This window comes from Planococcus faecalis, assembly GCF_002009235.1.
Classification (GTDB): Bacteria; Bacillota; Bacilli; order Bacillales_A; family Planococcaceae; genus Planococcus; species Planococcus kocurii.
This window is the reverse complement of the sequence record NZ_CP019401.1, coordinates 1325772-1352305: the sequence shown is the minus strand read 5'-3', so window position 1 is coordinate 1352305 and position 26534 is coordinate 1325772. Positions and strand designations below refer to the sequence as shown.

The 26534-nt window shown below is 41.0% G+C and carries 25 protein-coding genes, 1 pseudogene and 1 riboswitch; of the genes and pseudogenes, 6 read left to right on the top strand and 20 right to left on the bottom strand.

What is annotated here, in order from left to right; translation table 11 throughout:
• Positions 1-57: 57 nt before the first annotated feature.
• The 15 genes from AJGP001_RS06745 to AJGP001_RS06675 form a co-directional block, all read right to left on the bottom strand.
• Positions 58-1275 carry a carboxylate--amine ligase gene (locus AJGP001_RS06745; RefSeq protein WP_071153185.1) on the bottom strand — a complete coding sequence of 406 codons (1218 nt, stop codon included), beginning with the start codon at positions 1273-1275 and terminating at the stop codon, positions 58-60.
• A 14-nt stretch (positions 1276-1289) separates the two neighbouring features.
• Complete coding sequence (gene pnpS, locus AJGP001_RS06740; protein WP_071153184.1) at positions 1290-2687, bottom strand: two-component system histidine kinase PnpS; 1398 nt, start codon at positions 2685-2687, stop codon at positions 1290-1292.
• Positions 2684-3391, bottom strand: a complete 708-nt coding sequence (locus AJGP001_RS06735) for a response regulator transcription factor (protein WP_071153183.1) — start codon at positions 3389-3391, stop codon at positions 2684-2686. Before AJGP001_RS06735 ends, pnpS begins: the two co-directional genes overlap by 4 nt.
• A gap of 75 nt (positions 3392-3466) precedes the next feature.
• Positions 3467-3913, bottom strand: coding sequence for a MaoC/PaaZ C-terminal domain-containing protein (locus tag AJGP001_RS06730; RefSeq protein ID WP_071153182.1), 447 nt, complete (start codon positions 3911-3913; stop codon positions 3467-3469).
• A gap of 155 nt (positions 3914-4068) precedes the next feature.
• Complete coding sequence (gene mdh, locus AJGP001_RS06725) at positions 4069-5007, bottom strand: malate dehydrogenase (RefSeq protein WP_071153181.1); 939 nt, start codon at positions 5005-5007, stop codon at positions 4069-4071.
• Between the two features lie 187 nt (positions 5008-5194).
• Positions 5195-6463, bottom strand: a complete 1269-nt coding sequence (gene icd, locus AJGP001_RS06720; protein ID WP_071153180.1) for an NADP-dependent isocitrate dehydrogenase — start codon at positions 6461-6463, stop codon at positions 5195-5197.
• 95 nt (positions 6464-6558) lie between these two features.
• Positions 6559-7674, bottom strand: a complete 1116-nt coding sequence (gene citZ / locus AJGP001_RS06715) for a citrate synthase (protein WP_078080301.1) — start codon at positions 7672-7674, stop codon at positions 6559-6561.
• 187 nt (positions 7675-7861) lie between these two features.
• Positions 7862-8248, bottom strand: coding sequence for an FxsA family protein (locus AJGP001_RS06710; RefSeq protein WP_058385724.1), 387 nt, complete (start codon positions 8246-8248; stop codon positions 7862-7864).
• Between the two features lie 24 nt (positions 8249-8272).
• Positions 8273-10033, bottom strand: coding sequence for a pyruvate kinase (gene pyk, locus AJGP001_RS06705; RefSeq protein ID WP_058385725.1), 1761 nt, complete (start codon positions 10031-10033; stop codon positions 8273-8275).
• A gap of 22 nt (positions 10034-10055) precedes the next feature.
• On the bottom strand, positions 10056-11015 hold the full coding sequence (gene pfkA / locus AJGP001_RS06700) for a 6-phosphofructokinase (RefSeq protein WP_071153179.1): 960 nt from the start codon (positions 11013-11015) through the stop codon (positions 10056-10058).
• 177 nt (positions 11016-11192) lie between these two features.
• A complete protein-coding gene (gene accA / locus AJGP001_RS06695) occupies positions 11193-12161 on the bottom strand; it encodes an acetyl-CoA carboxylase carboxyl transferase subunit alpha (RefSeq protein ID WP_071153178.1) in 969 nt (322 codons plus the stop codon).
• The gene (accD, locus tag AJGP001_RS06690) at positions 12154-13026 is read right to left on the bottom strand and encodes an acetyl-CoA carboxylase, carboxyltransferase subunit beta (RefSeq protein WP_078080300.1); all 873 of its coding nucleotides are present in this window, start codon (positions 13024-13026) and stop codon (positions 12154-12156) included. Before accD ends, accA begins: the two co-directional genes overlap by 8 nt.
• Positions 13010-13660, bottom strand: a complete 651-nt coding sequence (locus tag AJGP001_RS06685; RefSeq protein ID WP_078080299.1) for a FadR/GntR family transcriptional regulator — start codon at positions 13658-13660, stop codon at positions 13010-13012. Before AJGP001_RS06685 ends, accD begins: the two co-directional genes overlap by 17 nt.
• Positions 13661-13773: 113 nt before the next feature.
• Positions 13774-16830 (bottom strand): DNA polymerase III subunit alpha, encoded by a 3057-nt coding sequence (gene dnaE / locus AJGP001_RS06680; protein WP_245830278.1) that lies wholly within the window; start codon positions 16828-16830, stop codon positions 13774-13776.
• 18 nt (positions 16831-16848) lie between these two features.
• The gene (locus AJGP001_RS06675; RefSeq protein ID WP_078080297.1) at positions 16849-17793 is read right to left on the bottom strand and encodes a DHH family phosphoesterase; all 945 of its coding nucleotides are present in this window, start codon (positions 17791-17793) and stop codon (positions 16849-16851) included.
• 92 nt (positions 17794-17885) lie between these two features.
• Here AJGP001_RS06675 and AJGP001_RS06670 point away from each other — a divergent pair, with 92 nt between their 5' ends.
• Positions 17886-18191 carry a YtpI family protein gene (locus AJGP001_RS06670; protein ID WP_058385731.1) on the top strand — a complete coding sequence of 102 codons (306 nt, stop codon included), beginning with the start codon at positions 17886-17888 and terminating at the stop codon, positions 18189-18191.
• A gap of 87 nt (positions 18192-18278) precedes the next feature.
• Here AJGP001_RS06670 and AJGP001_RS06665 read toward each other — a convergent pair whose 3' ends face one another.
• Together AJGP001_RS06665 and AJGP001_RS06660 are read right to left on the bottom strand one after the other, a co-directional pair.
• Positions 18279-19586 (bottom strand): DRTGG domain-containing protein, encoded by a 1308-nt coding sequence (locus tag AJGP001_RS06665; protein WP_078080821.1) that lies wholly within the window; start codon positions 19584-19586, stop codon positions 18279-18281.
• 390 nt (positions 19587-19976) lie between these two features.
• Positions 19977-20657, bottom strand: coding sequence for a metal-dependent hydrolase (locus tag AJGP001_RS06660; protein WP_071153177.1), 681 nt, complete (start codon positions 20655-20657; stop codon positions 19977-19979).
• A 100-nt stretch (positions 20658-20757) separates the two neighbouring features.
• On the opposite strand from AJGP001_RS06660, the gene AJGP001_RS06655 reads away from it, so the two are divergent.
• Together AJGP001_RS06655 and AJGP001_RS06650 are read left to right on the top strand one after the other, a co-directional pair.
• Positions 20758-21855 (top strand): M24 family metallopeptidase, encoded by a 1098-nt coding sequence (locus tag AJGP001_RS06655; RefSeq protein WP_078080296.1) that lies wholly within the window; start codon positions 20758-20760, stop codon positions 21853-21855.
• 229 nt (positions 21856-22084) lie between these two features.
• Positions 22085-22552, top strand: coding sequence for a universal stress protein (locus AJGP001_RS06650; RefSeq protein WP_058385734.1), 468 nt, complete (start codon positions 22085-22087; stop codon positions 22550-22552).
• Between the two features lie 52 nt (positions 22553-22604).
• On the opposite strand, the gene AJGP001_RS06645 is transcribed toward AJGP001_RS06650, so the two are convergent.
• Positions 22605-23543, bottom strand: a complete 939-nt coding sequence (locus tag AJGP001_RS06645; RefSeq protein WP_071153176.1) for an NADP-dependent oxidoreductase — start codon at positions 23541-23543, stop codon at positions 22605-22607.
• A gap of 120 nt (positions 23544-23663) precedes the next feature.
• Positions 23664-23707: riboswitch (PreQ1 riboswitch) on the top strand.
• 6 nt (positions 23708-23713) lie between these two features.
• Here AJGP001_RS06645 and queC point away from each other — a divergent pair.
• From queC to queE, 3 genes and pseudogenes are all read left to right on the top strand, one after another.
• On the top strand, positions 23714-24379 hold the full coding sequence (queC, locus tag AJGP001_RS06640) for a 7-cyano-7-deazaguanine synthase QueC (RefSeq protein ID WP_071153175.1): 666 nt from the start codon (positions 23714-23716) through the stop codon (positions 24377-24379).
• A pseudogene (queD, locus tag AJGP001_RS06635) lies at positions 24376-24801 on the top strand (6-carboxytetrahydropterin synthase QueD). Before queC ends, queD begins: the two are co-directional and overlap by 4 nt.
• Entirely contained in the window at positions 24798-25505 is a 708-nt protein-coding gene (gene queE, locus AJGP001_RS06630; protein ID WP_071153174.1) for a 7-carboxy-7-deazaguanine synthase QueE, read from the top strand. The pseudogene queD and the gene queE overlap by 4 nt, the downstream one beginning before the upstream one ends.
• A gap of 57 nt (positions 25506-25562) precedes the next feature.
• On the opposite strand, the gene AJGP001_RS06625 is transcribed toward queE, so the two are convergent.
• Together AJGP001_RS06625 and AJGP001_RS06620 are read right to left on the bottom strand one after the other, a co-directional pair.
• Positions 25563-25904: a zinc ribbon domain-containing protein YjdM gene (locus tag AJGP001_RS06625; RefSeq protein WP_058385739.1), complete on the bottom strand. Its 342-nt coding sequence runs from the start codon at positions 25902-25904 to the stop codon at positions 25563-25565.
• Positions 25905-25995: 91 nt separating this feature from the next.
• On the bottom strand, positions 25996-26415 hold the full coding sequence (locus AJGP001_RS06620; protein WP_058385740.1) for a universal stress protein: 420 nt from the start codon (positions 26413-26415) through the stop codon (positions 25996-25998).
• Positions 26416-26534 lie beyond the last annotated feature (119 nt).

Here is a 26534-nt window from a genome sequence, read left to right as displayed (position 1 = left end):
GGGGTTCTAGTAAACCTTACCATCCAAGTATGAAGCCAGTGTTAAGCTTCTGTAAATTTACCATTGATTGTTTTTATACTTTTTATAGTAATTCACTTGGCGTGCCAATAAATAAATTTTTCGTTTTAGATGCTTATCTTGTTTATAAAATAACGGATTCCCGTATTGTCCTTTTTTAATCAAGCGCTTAATGTCTTTTAGCACTGCTTTATTCGCGACAAAATTGCGCAAGACTGCTTTTGGTACGACTGTGAACAGGAAATCTTCATTTAAATACGTTATAGACTTTTCAGTATGATAGATCAAATCATCCACAAAATACTCAGCCATATTATGCCCAAGTGCTGTGACGTAATAGCTAGAACGTCCTTGACGAATGTTCACCTCAAATACTTTAAATGTATTATCGCGCGAATCGTATTTTAAATCGAAATTTGCAAACCCGTTATAGCCGACTGCTTCAAGGAAATTTTGCAGCTTGACCATCACGTCTTTATCAAAGCGTGTGATCAATGCGGTGTAGTTTCCAATTGCCGTAACAGTATGTTCTTGTAACACTACTTGCGCAAAAGTAACGAGTTGTGTTTTGCCTTTCGAATTAGCGTAAATAACCGAATCCCACATAAATGTATCGTCTCCTGGAATATAGTCCTGGATGATCAATTCGTCGCGGTAACCACCCGTTTTAATTTGCTGGATGACGTTGTGCATTTCTTTTGGGCTTTCAACTTTATACACTTTCTGCTGGCCTTCAAACTTGTTTCTGCTGTATTCGATACCGTTGCTTGGTTTAATAATAACTGGGAACATCATTTCTTCTTCAAACGGCTTGTTCGAATTGCAGCTATAAAAGAACGTTGTCGGTGTGTCAATACCATGCACTTTGCAAAGCTCATAGAAATTAGCCTTCACTTGCAGTTGGTTCATCAACTCTTCATTGATGTAATTGAAAACATAATGCTCTCGCAAAATTTTAGCATTTTCAATAATTAAGCGCACATAAAGATCGTTAGTACCAATGAGTAAAAGTGTTTTACCAGGTGCTCTATACTTACGTGCAACTTCGATCAGAATGTTAGCAAACTGAGAATCATCCGCTAAACCTGAACGTATTTCAATCGTTTCCGTAATCGAACTTAGTGAAGTAAACGATAAATGTTCTTTGCCGACTAAAATGGGCTTAATGCCATATGCCTCGTGAAATGAGATAGCCATATTATAAGCGTTCATGTCTGTACCGATAATAATCGGTAAAAATGGGTGTTTAGTTTCCATACGTTCCTCCTAAATTAGCTAGCTAAGGGCAGGCAAATGGTAAATGTAGTTCCGACACCTACTGTGCTATCAACTTCCACTTGCCCATGATGTGCCTCGATTAAATGTTTAACAATAGACAGCCCGAGTCCGGTACCTCCTGAATTTCGACTGCGTGCTCGGTCGACACGGTAAAAACGCTCAAACAATCGACTGATTTCAGAACTCTCGATTCCGATTCCTTGGTCTGCCACTTGAATAACGGCTTGATCTTCTTTCGTAAAAAGCCGAATGGTTATTTCAGTATAATTACTAGAGTATGTAACAGCATTAATTAAAAGGTTCATCATCACTTGGATTAAGCGATTTGGATCACCTAGTACTATTACTGGCTGAACTTCTAATTGTAATTGAATGGATTTTTCATTAATTTTAGGCTGAATCATTTCGATTGCTCTTTTAATGACGGCTTTCATATCAGTCGGTTGCGCATTTACTTCAAATCCACTTTGTTCTACGTTCGACAAATCAAGCAGATCATTAATCAACATTTCCAATCGGTTGCTCTCAGTATGAACAATGTCTAAAAATGACAATAAAGTATCTGTATCTTTGTAGGCCCCGTCCAGCAGTGTTTCTGAGAATCCTTTAATAGATGTGACAGGCGTACGAAGTTCATGAGAAACGTTGGCAACAAAGTCTTTACGAATTTGCTCCAATCTTTTCAACTCCGTAATATCTTGGAATACGATAACAATTCCTAACCAACGTTCGTGCTCCCCAATAACCGGTGCTCCATAGACGTTTAAATTCCTCTGTTTTGACCTCAATACAAATTCAATCTGAGCACGTGAATGCGTTTCCGTCATAAACACATTTTCGATAAAATTTTCCACCACATTAGGAACTTGTATTTCCTTATAAAACTTCCCCAATATCGCCTCAGGTTTTAAGTTGAATTCATCTAAAAAAGGCTTATTGACAAGCGAAACGGCACCTTGTCTATCAATCATGATCAGTGCGCTTCCCATGTTCTCAATTAACGTTTTTAGTCGTTCTTGTTCCATGACGCGCACAGCTGTAATTTCTTGAAGATTGCGGGCCAGAACATTAATCGTCCTACTCAATTCGACACTTTCTTGGGCATTGGATTCCGTTGCGCGCGCAAGATAATTGCCTTTGGCTAATTCCAAAGCAGTCTCAGTCGCATTTTCAACCGGTTTAATGTTTACATTAATCACGCGGTTACCAACTATGGCTGACAGTAGCAACGCGCTCAAAAATGTCAAAAACAAAACTAGCCAAATATCGGACTTGTTCTCAGCACCTTCATAAATCGGCAGTAGTTGGAGTACGACAATAAACAAACCAGCCAACATCATGCCAATCCATACGAGCAAAGTGCCTAGTAGACGACGACGAAACGATTTCATATGTTTTTTGGCTCCTCGAACTTATAGCCCAGTCCCCGAATTGTTTTAATAAACGTAGGTTTTCTGCTGTTTTCTTCTATTTTATCGCGCAAATGGCTAATATGAACATCCACAATGCGTGTATCTCCTGCGAAATCATATTTCCAGACAGCGCTAAGCAACTGATCACGTGTTAAAACCCGATTTTTGTTTTCCATCAAATACACAAGCAGTTCAAACTCTTTTGGAGTAAATTCCAATTGTTTTTTACTAAGAAAAACTTCAAAACGATCAGGATAAACAGCTAATTCACCGAGTGAAATAGCTACCGAAGAATCTTGCTGTGCAGTGGGAACGTTACTGGCTCTTCTCAGTACTGCCTTAATGCGTGCTACAACTTCTCTTGGGCTAAACGGTTTGGTCATATAATCATCCGCCCCTAGCTCCAGGCCAAGAACTTTGTCAAACTCATCGCCTTTAGCCGTCAACATAATTATCGGTGTATTAATTTTTTGTTGACGCAAGGATTTACACACTTCGACACCGTCCATTGATGGCAACATTAAATCCAGCACAATTAATGATGGACTTTCGCTAAGTGCCAAGTCAAATCCTTGTTTGCCATCATTGGCAATAATCGTCTCAAAACCCGCTTGAACCAAATTATAAGAAAGCAATGTCGCAATTGAATGTTCGTCTTCAATGATTAATATTTTTTTCAGCATTTTACATCCTCCACACTCAGTTTGAAACCCCCATCTCAAACCGCATTAAACATAATTCGTTGCATGAGCCGTCCGTTATTCCACTATTCGCGGCGGGTTCGCAGCAAGTTGTCCTGCCACTACAATTTCACCGTCTTCATTGATTCCTTCAACCCGAACAACTACCTTATTATGCTCGATATCCACTTCGACAACTTCCAAGTTAAAATCGATCGTTGCGTAATGATAAACAGGTTTTAAGAATTCCAACTGTTGACTGACAATATAAGAGCCAGGACCCGGTATGTATTTTGATACCGCAGAAGTAAGAATACCCGTCAACATAATATTCGGTACGACAGGTTTTTCAAAACTAGTCTGTAAAGCGAAATCATGTTGGATATATAGCGGGTTGCTGTCATTTGTCAAACCCAAATACAAGAGAAGATCTTTGTCTTCAATTTTCTCTGTCAGCTTTAAGTTCTCACCAATCTTGATATCTTCTACTCGCCGGCCTAATTTCCGCTTTTTCCCAAGCAACAAACAACATCCCTCCATTTTCTTAATATCTCTATAGTATCAATTTAGTCAATGAAAGCGCAAGCGACGAAAGAGACAGGAAGAGTAACGTTTATGAATAGCTTGTTCAAGAAAATAATAAATGAGCAGGGAATTCTCCCTACCCATCATCTATTACATCATGTTAATACCTTCATAACAGCTTTCACTGAATCTGCTGATTGATTTAACAAAGCTTTTTCTTCTTCATTTAAATCGATTTCGATGATTTTCTCAATACCTGCTGCACCTAAAATGGTCGGCACCCCTAGATAAATTCCATCCATTCCGTACTCACCTTCCAAATAAGCAATGGTCGGTAGAATGCGACGCTGGTCTTTAATAATCGCTTCAGCCATCTCTACTAGTGAAGCTGCAGGGGCATAATAAGCTGAGCCATTTCCCAAGAGATTGACAATTTCTGCTCCACCTTTACGTGTACGTGCAACAATTTCATCCAAGCGTTCTTTAGAAATCAACGTTTCTAATGGGATACCGCCTGCATAAGAATAGCGAACCAGTGGCACCATGTCATCGCCGTGTCCACCTAGCACAAATCCTGTAATATCTTTAACCGATACATCGAGTTCCTCAGCAACAAACGTTCTAAAACGAGCAGAGTCTAATACCCCTGATTGTCCAATCACGCGTTCTTTTGGTAAACCAGATGCCTGAAAAACCGTGTAAGTCATGGCATCAACTGGATTAGTTAAAACAATAATTGTCGTTTCCGGAGAGTATTTCACAATATCTGCTGTTACAGCTTTCATTACTTTTTGATTGGTTTGAACCAAATCATCGCGGCTCATCCCAGGCTTACGTGCAATTCCTGCCGTGATAATGACTAAATCAGAGTCTTTTGTGTCTTCGTAATTAGAAGTACCTTTGATGCGCGCGTCAAAACCAAGAACAGGACCTGCTTCAGCCATATCCAAAGCCTTGCCTTTTGCTGGGTCTTCCATTGGTGGAATATCGACTAACACCACATCGCCTAATTCCTTTTGGGCTAGTAAGAACGCTGCAGTAGCTCCGGTAAATCCAGAACCAATTACTGAAATTTTTGTGCGCTTGAATGTCATGAAATATCTCTCCTTTTACAAAATTAGTTTTCTTGTTGTCTCTCCTTGAGTACCCCTAAAATTCACTCTTCTCTTTTGTCGCCTACATTGCCGGGACACTTCAGTTCTAACATAACACATCTCATCAAAACCTAATAATAATGGGCATAAAAAAAAGAGAGGGATTCCCTCTCTTTTGATTATAGGCTTATAAGTTTTTGATTAATTCATCAGCAAACTCAGAGCATTTCACTTCTGTAGCGCCGTCCATTAGACGTGCAAAGTCGTAAGTTACAACTTTAGAAGCAATTGTTTTCTCCATAGAGTTTGTGATCATTTTAGCAGCTTCAGTCCATCCTAAATGCTCAAGCATTAATACGCCTGAAAGGATTACAGATGAAGGGTTTACTTTATCAAGACCAGCATATTTAGGAGCTGTTCCGTGAGTTGCTTCAAAAATCGCATGTCCAGTATCGTAGTTGATGTTTGCTCCAGGAGCAATACCAATTCCGCCTACTTGAGCAGCCAAAGCATCAGAAACGTAATCTCCGTTTAAGTTCATTGTTGCAACAACATCGAACTCGCTTGGACGTGTAAGGATTTGTTGCAAGAAGATATCAGCGATTGAATCTTTAACAAGAATTTTACCTGAAGCAAGTGCTTCTTCTTGTGCTTTGTTCGCAGCGTCTGTCCCTTTTTCGTCTTTAATTGCATCGTATTCGTTCCATGTAAATACTTTATCGCCGAATTCTTGTTCAGCCACTTCATAGCCCCAGTTTTTGAAAGCTCCTTCAGTAAACTTCATGATGTTCCCTTTATGAACAAGTGTCAATGATTCGCGGCCTTCAGTAATTGCGTAGTTGATTGCAGCACGAACTAAACGTTTTGTTCCTTCTTCTGAGATTGGTTTAATACCAATACCTGAGGATTCCGGGAAACGGATGTTTTTAACGCCCATTTCGTCTTGTAGGAATGCAATCAATTTTTTCACTTCATCCGTACCGTTAGCGTATTCAATACCAGCATAGATATCTTCAGTGTTTTCACGGAAAATAACCATGTCAGTATCTTCTGGGCGTTTAACTGGTGAAGGTACACCTTCGAAATAACGAACTGGACGTAAGCATGTGTAAAGATCCAATTCTTGGCGAAGTGCCACGTTCAATGAACGGATACCGCCACCGATTGGCGTAGTCAAAGGTCCTTTGATCGCGATTAGGTATTCGCGGATTACGTCAAGAGTTTCTTCTGGAAGCCATTCGCCTGTTTGGTCAAATGCTTTTTGTCCAGCAAGAACTTCTTTCCAAACAATTGATTTTTCGCCGTTATATGCTTTTGTAACTGCTTGTTCTAAAACACGTGATGCTGCATGCCAGATGTCTGGTCCTGTTCCATCACCAATAATATAAGGAATTACCGCATTGTTAGGTACGTTCAAAACACCGTTTTCTACTGAGATTTTTTCGCCGTTAGTCATGTTAAATTTCCTCCTGTAGTCAAAGTCATAGGGCTGCACAGAGTGCTAGCCCTATAAGTTGTATTTTTTTATCTTACAATATAGATAAAAATTTCTTATCGTTCTTCAACTGGCACATACGTTTGCATGCCCGGTCCAATGTATTCTGCACGTGGGCGGATCAAGCGGTTGTTTGAGTATTGCTCCAAAATGTGTGCCAACCAACCCGATGTACGTGACACGGCAAAAATCGGTGTGAACAAATCGTGTTCGATGTTCAAACTATGGTAAACCGATGCCGAGTAAAAATCAACGTTCGGTGGCAAGTTTTTCTGACCGGTAACGATTTCATCGATTTTCACCGACATGTCGTACCATTTTTCTTCGCCGCGAATTTTGGTCAATTTCTGTGACATGTCGCGTAAGTGCTTCGCACGTGGATCGCCTTTGCGGTAAACCCGGTGACCAAAGCCCATAATTTTTTCTTTGTTGGCTAGTTTTTCGTTGATGACTGTTTCCACGTTATCGACCGAGCCGATTTCCGTTAACATCTTCATCACTTGCTCGTTCGCACCGCCGTGAAGAGGGCCTTTTAACGCGCCAATTGCCGCAGTGACACCAGAATACACATCCGACAACGTTGCGACTGCCACACGTGCCGTAAACGTTGACGCGTTCAATTCGTGATCTGCATGTAAAACTAATGCTTTGTTAAACGCTTCTTCTTCAATCGCTTCTGGCAATTCACCAGACAACATGTACAAGAAGTTTGCCGCAAAACTCAAGTCTGTTTTCGGTGCAACAGGTTCTTGACCATTGCGGATGCGACCGAAAGCTGTTACCAACGTTGAAATCTTCGCTTGGATTTTAATGGCTTTGCGGTAGTTGGCTTCAGGCTCCATCACTTCTGCTTCTTCATCGAACAAGCCAAGCATCGAAACTGCCGTACGTAGTGCAGCCATCGGGTGAACGTGTTTGATATCGTAGGTTTTAAAATGATCCAACACGGCTTGTGGAACGGCCATGTTGTCCGCTAATTGTTGCTTGAGTTCCACCAATTCGTCTGCTTTTGGCAGGCGCTGGTGCCATAACAAGTAAATCACTTCTTCAAAACTTGCGTTAACGGCTAAATCATCGATATCGTAGCCGACGTATGTAAGTGTGTCATCAATAATCGAGCTAATGGCCGATTGTGTTGCTACTACACCTTCTAAACCTTTTGACGATGTCATTTAAATCGCTCCTTCTCTAATCTAATTCACCATTCCCAAAAAAAAATGCAGAATGATGTCTCATCTGCGTTTATGAACTTCTGTTTTTTGACCTTACTAAGCTATTATAATCAACTTTGTAGAATTTGTGAATGGAAACGCTTATAGAAATTAAATTTCCTCTCTGAAACGATGGAAATACCCGGCATTATCTTACGATAACCCGGGTGTTTTTCATCTTTTTGTGAATCATTCGGTAAATGAATGGCTTATACATTTTTTGAGTAGGGCTAAAAAGCAGTGTAAATCCCACTGCATCAGAGATAAACCCAGGCGTCAGCAGCAAAACTCCGCCAACTAAAATGAATGCCGCATTCAACAATTGATCACCAGGAGCTTCGAAACTATTCATTCCTGCTTGAATATCTTTTAATGCTTTTAAACCTTGTTTTTTAGCTAGGAAAGCCCCTAACAAGCCCGTTGCCACAATAATTGCCAGTGTAACGAAAAAGCCAAGCTTGCCTCCTGCCCAGATTAACAAAGCCAATTCGAGAGACGGTACAATAATTAAGGCCAAGAAAATCCATTTCATCATTTTGACCAGCCTCCTTGTGGAATTTTACAGAACACTTGCATGGCCGTGATAGACGATGCCTGATTCTGCGTCCATTGTAATATCGTAATTTGTTTTAATTAGAGTAGTTGCTTCTCTAACACCCACGATAACCGGAATTCCAAGACTCAAACCGACTACTGCTGCATGACTCGTTAATCCGCCTTCTTCCGTGATAATCCCTGCACATTTGTTGATGGCTGGCATCATGTCACGATCTGTTCCGATTGTTACGATGATTTTACCTTCTGTATCGATTGCTAGTGCTTCTTCTGCATTTCTAACAACTACAGTTTCTGCAAAAGCAACTGTCTTGCCAATTCCTTGACCTTTAGCCAGAATATCGCCAATTACATGAACTTTCATTAAGTTAGTTGTGCCCGCTTGTCCTACAGGGACACCTGCTGTGATAACGACAAGGTCACCGTGTTTCACATAGCCATGCTTTAAGCTTTCGTCAACCGCATTTTCGAGCAATTCATCTGTCGAATGGACTGACGCACCAATAATTGGTTGTACGCCCCATACTAAAGATAGTTTGCGCGCTGGACGTTCTGAAGATGTTACTGCGATGATTGGTGCTCCCGGGCGATATTTAGAAATCATTTTCGCCGTTGTGCCACTTTCCGTTGGGGCAATAATGGCACGAACCTTCAAGTTCAAAGCCGTATAAGCTACAGCTTGACCAATCGCTTCTGTCATATTCGACTCTTTTTCTTTTCTTCTATTTGAAACAATTTGCTTATAATTTAACGCAGATTCTGTCGTTTCGGCAATGCGGTGCATCGTTTCGACTGATTCGACAGGATAAATACCCGCGGCCGTTTCACCTGACAACATAATAGCGTCTGTGCCATCAAAAATTGCGTTAGCAACGTCACTTGCTTCTGCGCGTGTCGGGCGCGGATTACGCTGCATAGAATCTAACATTTGCGTAGCGGTAATAACTGGTTTACCTGCACTATTGCATTTTTCGATCAATGATTTTTGAACTAGCGGAACTTCTTCTGCTGGAATTTCTACGCCTAAATCTCCACGTGCCACCATCAAGCCATCGGAAACCATAATGATTTCATCAATATTATCGACACCTTCTTGGTTTTCGATTTTCGGAATAATTTGTATATGCGAGCCGTTGTTTTTTTCAAGCAAGCCACGGATTTCCATCACATCTGAACTTCTTCTAACAAATGAAGCCGCAACAAAATCAACGTTTTGTTCAATGCCAAATAAGATATCTTGTGCATCTTTTTCAGTAATACCAGGCAATTGAACTGAAACGCCTGGAACGTTAACACCTTTTTTACTTTTCAATGTTCCAGCATTTTGAACTGATGTATGGATAATGCCGTTTTCCATATCGAGACTTTCAACACGCAATTCGATCAAGCCATCATCCAAAAGAATGATTGATCCTGCCTTAACATCTTCGATTAATTGGTCGTAAGTAATTGAAAATCGCTCAGCAGTCCCCAACACTTCAGTCATAGAAACTTCGATTTTCTGACCTGTTACGAGTTCAATCGAATCGTTCTCCATCTGATGTGTACGAATCTCAGGACCTTTTGTGTCCAACAAAATCCCAACAATTTTACCAGCTTTATCAGCTGCTTCGCGAATTCGTTTAATACGTAAAGCGTGTTCTTCGTGATTACCGTGCGAAAAGTTCAAACGAGCTACGTTCATTCCCGCTTCGATTAAGCGTTCTAGTAGTTCAGGTGATTCACTTGCAGGTCCGATCGTACATACAATTTTCGTTTTTCTCAATAAACTCACTCCATTTACTATTTTAAATTGCTAATTCTTTAGATAATGTATACAAACTCATATCAGCATTATGCTCTGCAGTAAATGCTTCTGTCATATCATAGTCTACCACTTGGTGATTCTTCATGCCAATAGCCCTGCCTCCGGCGCCTTCAAGAAGAACTTCCACTGCCCGTGCACCGAACAAACTTCCTAAAACACGATCTCGCGCAGTTGGTGATCCACCGCGTTGAATATGACCCAGTACTGAAACCCGTGTTTCAATATCTGCTTTTTCTTTAATAAGAGCTTTTAATTCGTTACCATTCATAACCCCTTCGGCCACAATAATAATACTGTGACGCTTGCCACGATTACGGCCTTTTTGTAAACGGTCGATCATGTCATCAATATTGTAGCTTTCTTCAGGAATCAGAATAGTTTCTGCTCCACCCGCAAGCCCGGCCCACAATGCCAAGTCACCTGCATCACGGCCCATCACTTCGACAATAAACGTTCGTTCATGGCTCGTTGCCGTGTCACGAATTTTATCGATTGCTTCGATAACTGTATTCAACGCCGTATCAAAACCGATTGTGTAGTCGGTTCCTGGAATATCGTTATCAATAGTTCCCGGAACACCGACACATGGAAAACCTCTTTTGGTCAGAGCCATCGCTCCTTGGTACGAACCGTCTCCACCGATAACAACCAGTCCTTCAAGACCGGCTTTTTTTATTTGTTCAATTGCTTTTAATTGGCCAGCTTCTGTACGGAATTCTTCGCAACGTGCTGAGAATAACTTCGTTCCTCCACGCTGGATGATGTCACCGACGTCCCCTGCTTCTAGCGTTTTAATAGTGCCCTCGATTAATCCCTGGTATCCGGAATAAACGCCAGCCACTTCAATGCCATGAAAAATTCCTTTTCGAACAACTGCTCTAATAGCAGCGTTCATGCCAGGTGAATCTCCCCCGCTTGTCAAAACTCCAATTTTCTTCATAGTAGCCCTCCTGCAGTCCATTTACTCTTTTTACCTTACCACGACATGGCCCTACTGTCAGTCCTGAAAAGTCGTGAGACATGTTAAGTGTTTATGAAGGTAGTCTGATTTATCCTCCAGAAAAAATATTATTGTTTGTATTACGGAAATCAAAAAAACCGCCGAGGCGGTTTTTCATCATTCGCTGAATACACCAATTGATTTGAATTTGTTATAACGCTGTTCAATCAGCTCTTCTCCAGACATGCCGTTCAACTCTTCCAATGAACGTCTGATTGCTTCTGAAATGATGGCTGCTTGCTTTTGAGGATCGTGATGCGCACCCCCACGCACTTCAGGAATCATATGTTCAATTATTTTCATTTCCAAAAGGTCAGGCGCTGTAATTTTCATCGCTTCAGCAGCTGTTTGTGCTAACGCAGAATCTTTCCACAAAATGGATGCTGCTCCTTCAGGAGAGATAACAGAGAATGTCGAATTCTCTAGCATTAAAATTTGATTTCCGACACCAAGTGCTAGCGCACCACCACTTCCACCTTCACCGATGACAATTGACAAAACCGGCACTTCAAGTCCAGCCATTTCGACTAAATTACGTGCAATGGCCTCACTTTGTCCGCGTTCTTCTGCAGCTTTTCCAGGGTAGGCACCTTTTGTGTCAATCAAGCAAATGATAGGACGCTTGAATTTTTCAGCTTGCTTCATTAGCCGTAACGCTTTTCGGTAACCTTCAGGATGAGGCATACCAAAATTACGACGAACATTTTCTTTTGTGTCCTTGCCACGCTGATGGCCGATAATAGTAACCGGCTGACCGTGGAAAGAAGCGATTCCACTAACGATGGCAGCGTCATCTCCGTACAAGCGATCTCCATGCAATTCAATGAAATCGTTAAAAATCATCGGTATGTAATCGAGCGTTGTTGGTCGTTCAGGGTGACGAGCCACTTGAACACGGTCCCAAGGTTTCATGTTTTCGTAAATTTCTTCTTCTAGTTTAGAGAAACGCTCTTCTAAAGACTTGATTTCTGAACTCAAGTCTACTTCAGCGTTTGCTGTGTAATCTTTTAGCTCAGATATTTTTGCACGCAGCTGAATAAGTGGTTCTTCAAAAGGCAATGTTTTTTTACCGTTCTTTTTAACCATTTGTGACAGCTCCTTTCGTGTGAAGGCGCACGATGGTCGCCAGTGTATGTTGCATCGAAGCACGGTGGACAACTGCATCTAATTGACCATGCGCCAATAAAAACTCAGCAGTCTGAAAATCTTCCGGCAATTTTTCGCGGACAGTTTGCTCAATAACGCGACGACCTGCAAAACCGATCAATGCTTTTGGTTCGGCAATATTGATGTCTCCTACTGATGCAAAACTTGCTGATACACCCCCTGTTGTTGGATGCGTCAAGACTGACACAAAAAGCAAACCTTCATTGCTATGACGCTTTAATGCTACACTGGTTTTCGCCATTTGCATTAGAGATAAAACCCCTTCTTGCATACGCGCACCGCCACTCGCTGTGAAAATAATAAATGGCAATTTGCGTTCTGTAGCCGTTTCAATGGCGCGCGTGATTTTTTCACCGACAACCGAGCCCATTGAACCCATACGGAAATGCGAATCCATTACAGCTAATACAATATCTTGCCCTTGCAGTTTACCAGAACCCGTTAACACGGCTTCGTTCAAACCAGTTTTTTCGCTATCTGCTTGAACTTTTTCCGTATATCCCGGAAAGCCCAGCGGATTTTGTGATTTTAAATGGTCGTCCATTGACTCGAAGCTGTCTCCATCCAATAAACTATTTATCCGTTCGTAAGCGGTCATTTTAAAATGATGATCGCATTTCGGGCAAACTTTTTTATTTTTTTCTAAATCTTTTGTTAAGGTAATTTCCTTGCAAGAAGGACATTTCGTCATCAAACCTTCTGGTACATCTTTTGCAGATTTTGACGGCATGGTTGCTTCTTTGCTATCTTTATTGCGTTTAAAAATATCACGAATGATTGCCATTGTGTGTTCTCTCCTTTTTTAGCCAGTCACTCCAAGTTCGAAACTCTCGAATAGCTGTATCTGCGTCTTGTTGCTCGATTGCTGCTAGTATACTGTTCATAAAGTCAATTTCATCAGAAGAAATGGTTCCATCATATGGGTTGCCACTATATTGCGTAAGCAAAAACCAAATTTTTAACGACAAACGATTGCCTGACAAGACCATTAGTTCTCTAACAAAGTCTTGACGCTGAAAACTTTCATCCTCCAAGCGCAACCGAAAACTGTCCCAAACTTTCATTTGGCTAATGGTTTCATTTCGACAAATTATGTGAATAGCAGCGATTTCATGAAGCAACCGAGTTTCCCAGACATCTTCATGTGATCGATTATCCTGTAAAACAAAAGTTGATAGAACTTCAACCAATTTATGGTTTCTGTGATCAGACAAAAAGGTACCTTCTCCTCTACGAGTCTCAATCAACCCCAACAGTTCAAGACTACGAAGCGCTTCTCGCAATGTTGAACGGCCCACTTGCATCGTTTCAGCCAATTCTCTTTCAGATGGAATGCGCTCTCCAGGCTTGATTTTTTCCTGTCGAATCATATCACGAATGTCCCGTACTATATCTAAATAACGTTTCGATTGATTCATGATGGTTCCTCAGTTCCCATTTTTTTGAAAGTGGTCTGGCCACTCATATCCTTTACCTTACAAAAAAAATACTGTTACGTAAAGAAAAAACTGCTTTTCTTTGAGAAAAGCAGTCAAGTTTCTATGGTTTTACAGATAATAGCCGTTTTCTGATTACGATTTTCGACTACACCTTGAATTTCGAGTACAGCATGGAGTTCCAAAAGAGAAGTGTATTTAGCGTATTCCACTGGAAACAACGTAACGGAAGCTGGACCCGTATCGTCCATTAAAGTGACAAATGCCATAGCATCTCCTTTTTTTGTACGAATCCGTTTGACATCTTCTACCATACCTAAGACCGTTACCGATTCCCTATCCCGTTTGTTTTTCAGCGATTTCAGATCTTGATAGGTTTTTTGACGATTTTCTTTCTCACGTTCAATCGGATGCTTCGACAAGTAAAAACCAAGAACTTCTTTTTCATAGTCAAGCTTTAGCGTTTCAGGCATATCTGTAGCCTTCGTGTATTTCGGTTTCATGAAGCTAGAGCCCATATCATCAAACAAGCCAGGATCTTCTGTTGGCTTAACGAGTTCGGCATGCTTAATGGCACTATCAAGCGACGCCAGTAACACTCCACGGTCATAACCAAATTCATCCAGAGCACCTGCTTTAATGAGTGGCTCAAATGATTTACGGTTAAAATGCAAAGCCGAAATACGTTCGGCAATATTAAACAAACTACTAAACGGTCCACTTTCTCTAGCAGCCAGTAACGCTTTAACAGTCGTACCTGGAACTCCTTTTACTACATTCAAACCGATTCGTATTTCGCCAGCTTCTACAGAAAACGAATGACGACTTTTTTGAATAGATGGTGACAACAACGGGATGTTCTTTTCTTTGATTTCTTGCATTAATTGTTTTGTTTTATCGACATTACCCGCACTGTTGGTCAACATTCCGGTATAGAAATAGACTGGATAATGAGTTTTCATATAGCTTAGTTGATAAGAGATTATGCTATAAGCAACCGCATGACTTTTTGGAAAACCGTAATCGGCAAAACGAACAATCAAATCATAAACTTCTGCCGCTTCTGCTTCTGTAAAATTTTTGGCTTTTGCCCCTCGGACAAAGTGTGCACGCTGTTCATCTAGAATTTCTCTTTTTTTCTTACTGACAGCGCGACGTAATAGATCGGCTTGTCCAAGAGAAAATCCAGCCATTTTCGCGGCAATGTGCATAATCTGTTCTTGGTATACGATGACGCCGTATGTTTCGCTCAAAATTGGTTCAAGAATCGGATGAACGTATTTAACAGATTCCTGTCCGTGTTTCCGTCTCGCATACAGAGGGATAAATTCCATTGGACCTGGTCGGAACAAGGCATTGACAGCAACAATATCACCAAAAGCCGTTGGTTTGATTTGTTGTAGCGCACGCCGCATTCCGTCAGACTCTAATTGGAAAATGCCAGTCGTATCGCCCTTGGCCAGCAGTTGATAGGTTTCAGCGTCTTCTAGTGGAAGGCTTCTATAATCGATTCGCTTTTTGGTATCCCAATAAACCAAGTTACGGATCTGTTCTAATATGGTTAAATTACGCAAACCAAGAAAATCCATTTTCAACAAACCGATGGCTTCAAGTTCTTGCATTGGCCATTGCGTCAAATAGATTCCTTCATGACCTTTTTCAATGGGCACGTGGTCCACTAGAGGCGTCGGGCTTAAAATCACACCTGCTGCATGTGTCGAAGCATGGCGTGGCAGGCCTTCTAATTTTAACGCGGTTTTAAACCAAGATTTGCGTTCTTCTTTTTCAATAATCCAATCGTTAAATGCAGTAGACTCTTTAAGAGCTGAACGCAATGTCGTTCCTGGACGATTTGGAATCATTTTTGAAATGGCTTCGAGTTCTTCTGCTTCAAAACCAAACACACGGGCAGTATCACGTGCAACGGCTTTCGCTGATAAGGTGCCGAATGTAATAATCTGCGCCGTGCGAATGGCACCGTATTTTTTCGCTACATAGTCGACCACTTCGTGGCGCCTGTGATCAGCAAAATCGATATCAATGTCTGGTAACGTAACTCGCTCTGGATTCAAGAAACGTTCAAATAACAACCCATGTTCAATCGGATCAACATCGGTAATTTTCAGCGAATACGCAACAAGTGAACTTGCCGAAGAGCCACGTCCAGGACCTGTTAAAATATCTTGATCTCTGGCATATTTCATAAAATCTGCAACAATCAAGAAATAATCGATAAAGCCCATCTTAGCGATGACCGATAATTCGTAGTCTAAACGCTGCTGATAAATTTCTGAAAATCCGACTTTCCGTTCAGCTAACCCCAATTTGCATAGCTCCGCAATAAAAGTCGCTTTGTCAACTTTTTCATCCACAGGAAAAACCGGCAGCAATTGCTGATTCATTGGAATTGTTACGTGACAACTTGCCATCAGTTCTGTTGTACGCAAGAGCCATTCCGGATGATCTACAAACCAAGATTCCAATTCTTTAGGGCTTGGAATATAGGCACTCGTGTGCTCCGGTTCATGCCTTTGCGGATCGTTCATCTTTAGCCCTTGACCAATCGCAGATGCCACTTCATAAGCAAATGCATCTTGCTCACGCAAATAACGACTTTCGTGTGTTGCGATAATGGGTAATTGGATGGTGTCGCACAATTCAATAAACGTCGACTCGTATTGAGACTTAACACCACCTGGACGTTCAAGACTTCCAAAAGCGCAAACACCAAACAAGTCTTTTACAAATTGGAAAACCTGACTCCGATCAGCTAATAGCCACTCTGCTTTGTTTGGAATGACACAAATCAAGCCTTCTTTATAAGCTTTTAACCATTGTTCAGGTATTGCCTCTTTGTCTCTCGTCGAAAGAGCACTGGAGATTTTCAGTAAGTTGCCATAACCTTTATTAGTCTGGGCATACAAAATGATTGGATAATGCTGCTCTTCGTATTCGATAAAAACTGATAAACCAATTACTCCGTGAATATCGGCACGGCGACATTCTTCCCAAAACGGTAAAATGCCATACAATTTTGTATTAACGATTGCGACTGATGTGGCTCCTTGTTCCTTTAAATAAGGGAAAAGTTCGTCAAGGCGCACCGTGCTTTTCAGCAAATCGGCTGATGTGCTTATATGCGGATAAACCATTGACAATAAACTCCCTCCTTAATTTGCAGTTGCACAAATTTCTTTTAGACGATCAATTACACGGTCAGCTTCTTGCCATGAATACGCAGTTGCCCCAGAAGCCAGCGGGTGACCTCCGCCACCAAATTCTTTAGCCAACTCGTTAATAACGGGTCCTTTCGAACGCAATCGAACTCGAATTTCACGGTCTTCTTCAATCAGAATAACCCACGCTTTTATATTTTTTACATTTCCAAGCGAACCAACCAATAAAGAAGTATCTGTTGCTGTAACATCAAATTCGGTTAAAATGTCTTTGGTGATTTTAACATACGCCGCACCATTTTCATCCATTTTGAAGTTCTGGTACATATAGCCTTGCAAATGCAATAATTTACGATCCATTTCGTACATGCCGTTATGCAGCGCATTGCGATCAAAATCGTATTTTATCAACTCACCGGCAACTGAAAAAGTTTTTTGTGTGGTACTTGGAAATAAGAATCGTCCAGTGTCACCAATAATTCCTGCATACAATAACCGAGCTGCTTTTGCTGACATGTTCCAGTCTTCATGTTCACGACCATATGTATAAAGGTCATAAACCAATTCAGATGCTGAACTAGCCGTTGTATCCACAGACACGATGTCTCCATAGGCATCGTCATTTGGATGGTGATCAATTTTGATGAGTTTGTCGCCTGTCTTATAGCGTTGGTCATCCACACGTTCTGTATTGGCAGTATCTGTGACAATCACTAAAGCCCCTTCGAAATCTTGGTCTTCGACAGTGTCAGGAAAATCTAAAAAATCCATCGTGTAATCGTGTGTACCGGCAGCTAAAATACGCTTGTTTGGGTAGTTTTGTTCCAGCAAGTATTTTAAACCAAGTTGTGAACCATACGCATCCGGGTCGGGTCGCACATGACGATGAATAATAATGGTGCTGTATTGCTTAATTGTGTCGATGATTTGACTGTTCATTTCCGAGTTCCTCCATTTATAAGGAAATCCATTCGCAATTTTACTCAGTTCTCAGTACAATGATAATGAGTTTTGGAATTCAGGAGGTCCTTATGTTCATTTTTGTCGTTTTAATTATTGTATCATTTGTCATTTATTTTTATAACAAAACAAAGCAATTCCGCACACGCACCGTTTTGCCCATTCGAAAAAAATGGTATGCTGCACGTGCATCGATGGCGTTGGGAAGTTTTGTCGCCTTTTTTGGTGTCAATCAACTATTCGTTTTTCAAACCGTGATTACGTACATCATTTCAACTATTTTCATTGTTCTTGGTCTAGCTTTGGTTTATTACAACTACAAAGCGGCGCGTCATTATCATGTATTTCTGGAAGAAGAAGCAGATTTGAATCCATAAGTGATTCCATTTGCTCGACAGACTAATTAGGCAGCAGGCACACTCGTTTATTGAGTGTGCCTGCTGCCTTTTAGAGGTCTTTTTGCTTTAACGATCTAGTAATTGGAAAGTCAACATGGCTTTTCCGACGATTTCGTTTTCCAAAGATACTTCAACTTCAACTTTGGCCGATTTTCGACTAATGTCCAAAATGGTTGGTTTGACGTACACCAGCACATCCAACTGAACCGGCTTCAAAAAATAAATGGTTAAGTTTTCTAATACACTATCTTTTCGGTTTTTCGTTTTTAATATTGCCGATGCTGCTTCGGTTAAAATCATGGTATACGCACCATGAGAAATCGAACCATAAGCATTCGTCATTTGAGGTGTCACGCGAAACTCGAGCAATAGTTTGTCGCTAGTTTGTTGGTGAAGTTGACTTTTGATGATATCATCAATTGTTTCGCCTTGTTGTGGCTGGCGTTGAGCCGTTTGAATCGCTTTTAACACATCTTGCCTACTAATAACGCCTTTCAATTTGCCAGAGTCGTCCGCAACAGGCAGTAAATCGATGCCTTCCCAAATCATACGATGTCCTGCCGCCGCAACACTGGTCTGCATTGAAACGGTAATGGGATCTTTGGTCATGACTTTTTCTATTAATTCTGTAGGCAGATGCCCAATCACATCACGCGAAGTAATAATGCCGACCAATCGATTGGATTGGTCTACTACTGGGAAGCCACCATGTGTCGTTTCTTCATTTAATTCGTGATAACGACGAATGGGTTCTTTAAGATTTAAATGATCGGTTTCTTCTAGCGGAATTAAAATATCTTCAATTAACAAAATTTCCTTTTTAATTAATTGATCGTAAATAGCTCGATTAATCATTGTGGCAACCGTAAACGTATCGTAGCTAGTCGAAATAATCGGAAGCTCGAATTCATCCGCTAATTTTTTTACGCCATCCGATGCTTCAAATCCACCTGTCACAAGTACTGCCGCACCTGCGCGAAGTGCATATTCATGTGCTTTATAACGATTCCCGACAATTAGTAAATTGCCTGCTTCTGTGTAGCGCATCATGTCTTCTAGCTGCATGGCCCCAATAACAAATTTGTTGAGGGATTTGTGCAGCCCAGCTCTACCACCCAGCACTTGCCCATCAACAATATTGACAATTTCAGCATAGGTCAATCGTTCAATATTTTCTTTCTTTTTACGTTCAATACGAATTGTCCCCACACGTTCAATGGTCGACACCAATCGGTTTGTTTCTGCTTCTTTAATCGCGCGGTAAGCCGTTCCCTCACTGACCTGCAAATCCTTCGCAATACGCCGTACCGAGATTTTCTCCCCCACAGCTAAAGTCTCAATATGATCCAGTATTTGTTCATGCTTAGTCGCCATGATTTCACCCATTCTTTCTACGTTCCTTTACCTTACAGTGTAGCATAAGTACACGAAAAGTGGAGGTGGGCGTTTTGGTCCGACAGGCATAAGACGCAGTGGCCGAGCGGCATTTCTTCAGCCGCACTGACACTGTGGCTTATGTCCCGAGGAACAGCCCGGCGCAACTAGACAAATCGAAAAGTGGAGACGGGCGCTTTGGTCCGACAAGCATAAGACGCGATGGCCGAGCGGCATTTCTTCAGCCGCACTGACACTGTGGCTTATGTCCCGAGGAGCAGCCCGGCGCAACTAGACAAATCGAAAAGTGGAGACGGGCGCTTTGGTCCGACAGGCATAAACGGCATAAAACAACCCGAAAAGTTTCTACTCTTCGGGCTGTTTTATGTGCTACAGTTTGATGCTTTCGCCTGACTGTAAAATGTTTACTTGTGCATCTTTTACTAACGACTTAAAGTACTCAGGATCTTGCTTAATGGGCGGGAATGTATTGTAATGGATCGGAACAACCACTTTCGGTTGTAATAATTCGACCGCATAAGCTGCATCTTCTGGCCCCATTGTAAAATGATCGCCAATTGGTACAAACGCCACATCAATATCATTTCGCTCACCTAACATCTTCATGTCACCAAACACTTCTGTATCACCTGCATGGTAAATTGTTTTGCCTTCTGCTGTAAATAAAATTCCAGCTGGCATGCCACCATAAACGACTTCACCTTCTGCTGTTGTGAAAGAAGAACTGTGAAATGCTTTTGTGAACTTCACCACACCAAACTCGAATTCGTGTGCGCCGCCTAACCCCATACCTACTGCGTTTACACCGAGACTGTCTAAATAATTAGCTAGTTCAAATACAGCTATCACTTGCGCATTACTTTTTTTCGCTAGTTCGACGGTATCGCCAACATGATCGTTATGGGCGTGCGTTAAGAGGATCACATCTGGGCTTTCTTTTTCGACCGTTAAATCAGTGAACTCATTGCCGTTAATAAATGGATCAATTAAAATAGTATATTCACCTGTTTTGATTTTCACAATAGAATGACCATGATATGAGACGTGCATAAAATCCCTCCAATTGATGTTTGAATATAGTGAATTCAATTCATATAGCTGATTTATACCCTGTTTTTTGATATGCTACACATATAGAGGAGGAATACATATGATAAAAATTAACCAACTACAAGATTACCTGAAACAACATTCAATTGATGCGGCATTTATTACAGATCCCTACAACGTTTTTTACGTTAGTGGTTTCAAAAGTAATCCACATGAACGTCTACTAGGTGTCATGATATTCGCAGAAGCTGAACCCTTTTTAATTTGTCCTAAAATGGAAATTCCAGATGCAAAGAATGCTGGGTGGACAGGCGAAATCGTCGGTCACGAAGACACACAAAATTCCATGGAAATTTTATATAAAACAGCAAAATCGCGTGGCATTGAATTAAAAACAATGGCAATTGAAAAAGCGCATATGACAGTAAATCGCTCCGAAGCGATTCTCTCATTCTTTGAGCCGCGTACACTTGTACAACTGGACGATCAGTTAAATGCTATGCGTGTAATAAAAGATGACGCAGAACTACAAATATTACGTGAAGCAGCGGCATTAGCTGATTACGCGATTGAAGTAGCTGCAAAAACAATTAAAGAAGGCATTACTGAAATTGAAGTCATGACAGAAATTGAATTAGCGTTAAAAAAACGTGGCGTTACGCATATGTCGTTCGATACAACTGTATTGGCTGGAGACAAAGCGGCTTCACCACACGGTAAAACTGGCGATCGTAAATTGAAAAATGGCGACTTGGTATTGTTTGACCTTGGCGTTGTTCATAAAGGCTATTGCTCAGATATTACCCGTACATTAGCGCTTGGAGAACCTAGTGAAGAGCAAAAGGCTGTATATGATATTGTCTATCGTTCTGAAACAGCTGCTCTTGAAGCGGTCAAACCTGGCGTTACAGCTGCTGAACTTGATCAAATTTCACGTAAAGTAATTACAGATGCAGGATACGGTGAGTATTTTACACACCGTTTAGGACATGGTTTAGGCATCGATGTTCATGAATTCCCTTCTATTCATGGCGAGAATTCGATAAAAATGGAAAAAGGAATGGTCTTTACATTAGAGCCTGGTATTTATATTCCTGGTAAAATCGGCGTTCGTATTGAAGATGACGTCGCTGTAACTGCAGATGGTTACGAAGTACTGACAAAATTCCCGAAAGAACTTCAAATTATCCATAATTAATAGACACAGCGACATCAGAAAAATTCTGATGTCGCTTTTCATTTACCGTAAATTGAACGATTGGTTTAAACCATCACTTTACTGCTAGCTATTTATTTCTATTCATCTAATTACCATGTCAAAAGACGCCTTTAATTAGACAAAAAATTCACGAAATTACATCCAATTTAGCAGGAACTTAGATAGTTTTAGCGAATGTTTACAAAGAGAGATAAAGGAGGAATGTAGGATGACATTAAAATACAGTCAAATTCTTGTAGCAGTCGATGGTTCGAAAGAAGCTGAGTGGGCATTTAAAAAATCAGTTGGTATTGCTGGACGGAATAACGCTACATTAAATTTGGTAAACGTAATCGATACCCGTTCGTTCGCTGCAATTGAAGCGTATGATCGCTCGATTGCTGACCGTGCTCAAAAGTTTGCTGAAGATTTATTAGAAGAGTATAAAAAAGAAGCATTAGCCGGTGGTGTTGAAAAAGTGAACATTGTTGTCGATTATGGTTCTCCTAAGACAATGATTTCAAGAGATTTGGCACAGAAAGTTGAAGCGGATTTAATTATCTGTGGTGCTACCGGATTAAATGCGGTTGAACGTTTCCTAATCGGTAGCGTTTCAGAACACATTGTTCGTTCAGCAAAATGTGATGTCTTAGTTGTACGTACTGAAGAAGCTCAAGACGATGCACCAACAGGTTAATACGTAAAACGAAAAAATCCTTTCACTCATGTGAAAGGATTTTTTCGTTTTATTAAGATTTCACTTTGATAATAATTTTTCCGCGAGCATGATGAGTTTCACTAAGTTCGTGCGCATCTTTTAACCCTTGCTCACTAAAATCAAACACGTGACCAATCGCAGGTTTAAATTCTCCTGATACAAACAAATTAGCCAGCTGATGTAATTGCTCACCGCTCGGCTCTAACCAAAAGCTGCTTGCTTTTACTTCGTGCTCTTGCGCTTTCTCTGCAGAAGGCTGACCTGCAATCGAAATCAGTTTCCCGCCTTTTTTCAAGACTTTGAAACTTTTATCTAGTACTTCTCCACCCATTGTGTCTAATACTGCATCAAAGTTTTCCAGTAACTCACTAAAATCTTCTTCACTGTAATTAATGACACGATTTGCACCTAGTGATTTGACCAGTTCATCGTTTTTGTCACTCGCAGTCGTCGCTACATACGCTCCGATGCTGTTAGCGATTTGAATGGCCATACTTCCCACTCCACCGGCTCCCGCATGAATCAATACTTTATCTCCTTTTTTAACTTCGGCAAAGTCGACAAGGCATTGATAAGCAGTTAGCCCAGCTAACGGAATTGCCGCACCTTCTTCAAAAGTCATGCTTTCTGGCATATGAGCTAATAGCTGTTCCTCTACTGGCACAAATTCTGCATAAGTCCCTTGACGTGTTGTCGCAGGTCTCGTAAAGACACGATCGCCTACTTTGAAATGCTTAACGTTTGTGCCAATTTTAGCAACCACACCCGCTGCATCCCAACCTAAAATAATTGGGAATTCCCAAGGTAACATTTCTTTTAAATAGCCTTCACGTAATTTCCAGTCAATTGGATTTATAGAAGTGGCATGAACTTCAACTAGCACCTGATTTTCGTTGATAGTTGGTGTTTCTACTTCTCTTTCTTTCAGTTGTTCTATACCACCATAACTGTCGATAATAATTGCTCTCATGTCAAACATCCCCTTTCCTTATGCTATAAATATACCCTATTACAGAAATAGTACACCTTCCGGAGACTTGAATTTACAGTCTTCTTTTCTGGTACATTATGTTATTATTAACACTGTTCGCTAAAAGAGGTTCGCAAACTCCCTCTCTAAAAAACTAAGGAGTGTTACAGATGAAAAAAGAAAAAGCAGTCGTCGTTTTCAGCGGTGGCCAAGACAGTACCACTTGCCTATTTTGGGCAATCAAGAATTTCAAAGAAGTAGCAACCGTCACTTTTGATTACGGCCAGCGTCATTCGGCTGAAATTGAGTGTGCCAGAAAAATCGCTGAAGAACTAGGTGTATCATTTAAGGTATTGGATATGACTTTGATCAATCAACTCTCAGCCAATGCGTTAACACGTGATGATATCGATGTGACCGCAGAAGATGGTGAATTGCCATCTACTTTTGTACCGGGCAGAAATCACTTATTTTTATCTTTTGCAGCAGTTTATGCAGACGCTATCGGTTGCCAACATTTAATTACTGGAGTAAGTCAAACCGACTTCAGCGGTTATCCCGATTGTCGTGATACGTTTATTCGTTCACTAAATGTCACATTAAATTTAGCAATGAACAAGCAGTTTATCATCCATACGCCGTTAATGTGGCTCGACAAGACCGAGGTTTGGGAACTTTCTGATACACTTGGTGCTTTTGAATTTATTCAAGACAAGACCTTAACTTGCTACAACGGCATCCCGAGCACTGGTTGTGGTGAATGTCCTGCCTGCAAGTTGCGAAATGATGGACTTGCTCGCTATCAGGATAAAAAAATGGCTGGTGTTAGAGCATGATGCAGCAATTTTATCCGACAATTCCACACGATTTCCAATTTGAGCTAAATAAGGACTTTCATTTTTCAGCAGCGCATTTTATTCCAAGTGAAGAAGCAGGGAAATGCCAAGTCATGCACGGCCATACGTATCATCTCAACATTACAATCGCAGGTAACGAACTTGACGCCATTGGTTTTCTAATTGACTTTAAATTATTGAAAGAACTGATTCATAAAAAATACGACCACAGTGTCTTGAACGATCATTCAGAATTTGCCACTAAATTTCCGACCACCTAGCTTCTTGCTAAGCAAGTGTGGCAGTCGATTCAAACGATGCTGCAAGCGACCAGCAACCGTCCCAACTGTCTGCAAGTTATCGTTCGTGAAACACCAACCAGTTATGTTGTATTCCGTCCGAAACAAGAGGACTTGTTATGAGAATTCCAGTGATGGAAATTTTCGGTCCAACCATTCAAGGTGAGGGCATGGTAATGGGACAAAAAACCATGTTTGTGCGCACAGCAGGATGCGATTATTCTTGTTCTTGGTGTGATTCTAAATTCACGTGGGATGGCACAGGCACAAGCGTCTCCAAACAACCTACTGAAATCGTTGAGGAACTCATCCAAACCGGTGGCAAGGCCTTTTCGCACGTCACCATATCCGGTGGCAATCCCGCTCTCCATAAAGGTATCGGTGAACTCGTTGATTTGTGCCATTTGCAAGGCTGGAAAGTGGCTGTAGAAACGCAGGCATCTCTTTGGCAGGAGTGGATGATAGAAATCGATGATATTACCTTGTCACCAAAACCACCTAGTTCTGGTATGAAAACAGATGTAACGAAACTGGATGTATTTATAGAAAAACTGCAAAATGCCAATGTCAGCCTGAAAGTTGTTATTTTTGACGAAGTTGACTTTGCTTATGCAGAAAAACTCCATCAGCGTTACCCGTCAATTCCATTTTTCTTACAAACAGGCAACGAAGACACTGCAACGACAGATGATTTGCAGTTAGTGACTACCTTACTTCATAGATACGAACAATTAATTGATTACCATATTCAGTCCCCTATTATGAATGATGCCAAAGTGTTGCCGCAATTGCATACTTTAGTATGGGGCAACAAACGCGGCGTTTAAATAGATAAACACGAAAAAACTCCATCGACCTTTTGAGGTCGACGGAGTTTTTTCGTGTTATGCTTTTTTAACAAATTCCGATTTTAGTTTCATCGGACCAAAACCATCGATCTTACAATCAATGTCGTGATCACCATCAACCAAACGGATACTTTTTACTTTTGTTCCAATTTTCAAAGTTGACGAACTGCCTTTGACTTTCAAGTCTTTAATGACTGTTACAGCATCCCCATCTTTTAATACCGTTCCGTTTGCATCTTTGACGATTTTTTCTTTTTCATCCTGTTCAGCTTCAATCGCTAAATTCCATTCATGTGCACATTCAGGACAGACAAACAGATTGCCGTCTTCATACGTATATTCAGAATTACAATTAGGACAATTCGGTAATGTTGTCATTTTCTCCTCCAGCTGGTCTTTTAGTCAGTTAATCAGTAATACCAATAATCTTTTTACCAGTATACCAGAACTATCCACTCGTCCGTCTGAGTTATTTCACGACTAGTACTGGACAATGCACGTGATTGACAACTTTCTGACTAACACTGCCAAGTACTAGCGCCGATACTGGCTTTAATCCCCTGCTGCCAATCACAACCAAATCAAATTCCCCTTCATTGGCCATTTCAATAATCACGGGTGCTGGACGACCGTGCATCATTTCAATTTTGTAAAAGACTTCTCCACGTTCTAAAGCTTCTTTGATCGGTTGAATTTTTTTCTTTCGCGACAATTCAAACTCGAGCTGACCACCATCGTGAACCTTTTCATTGCTGTCTTCATCAAAATCGGAAACGTATACGATTGTCACTTCTGTCCCTTTCACTAACGTTGCGAGTTGGGCAGCTTGCTTTCCAGCTCGTTCGGCATTTTCAGAACCGTCTATAGCGACTAAAATTGATTGATACATTTCTCCACCCCTTTAAACTAGTTTCCGTGACTTCGCAATAAGTACCCTCTACTGACACTATTCGACTTTCTATTGAAATTCCCTGCTTCTCTAGAAAAACAGATGACGATAAACGTCAG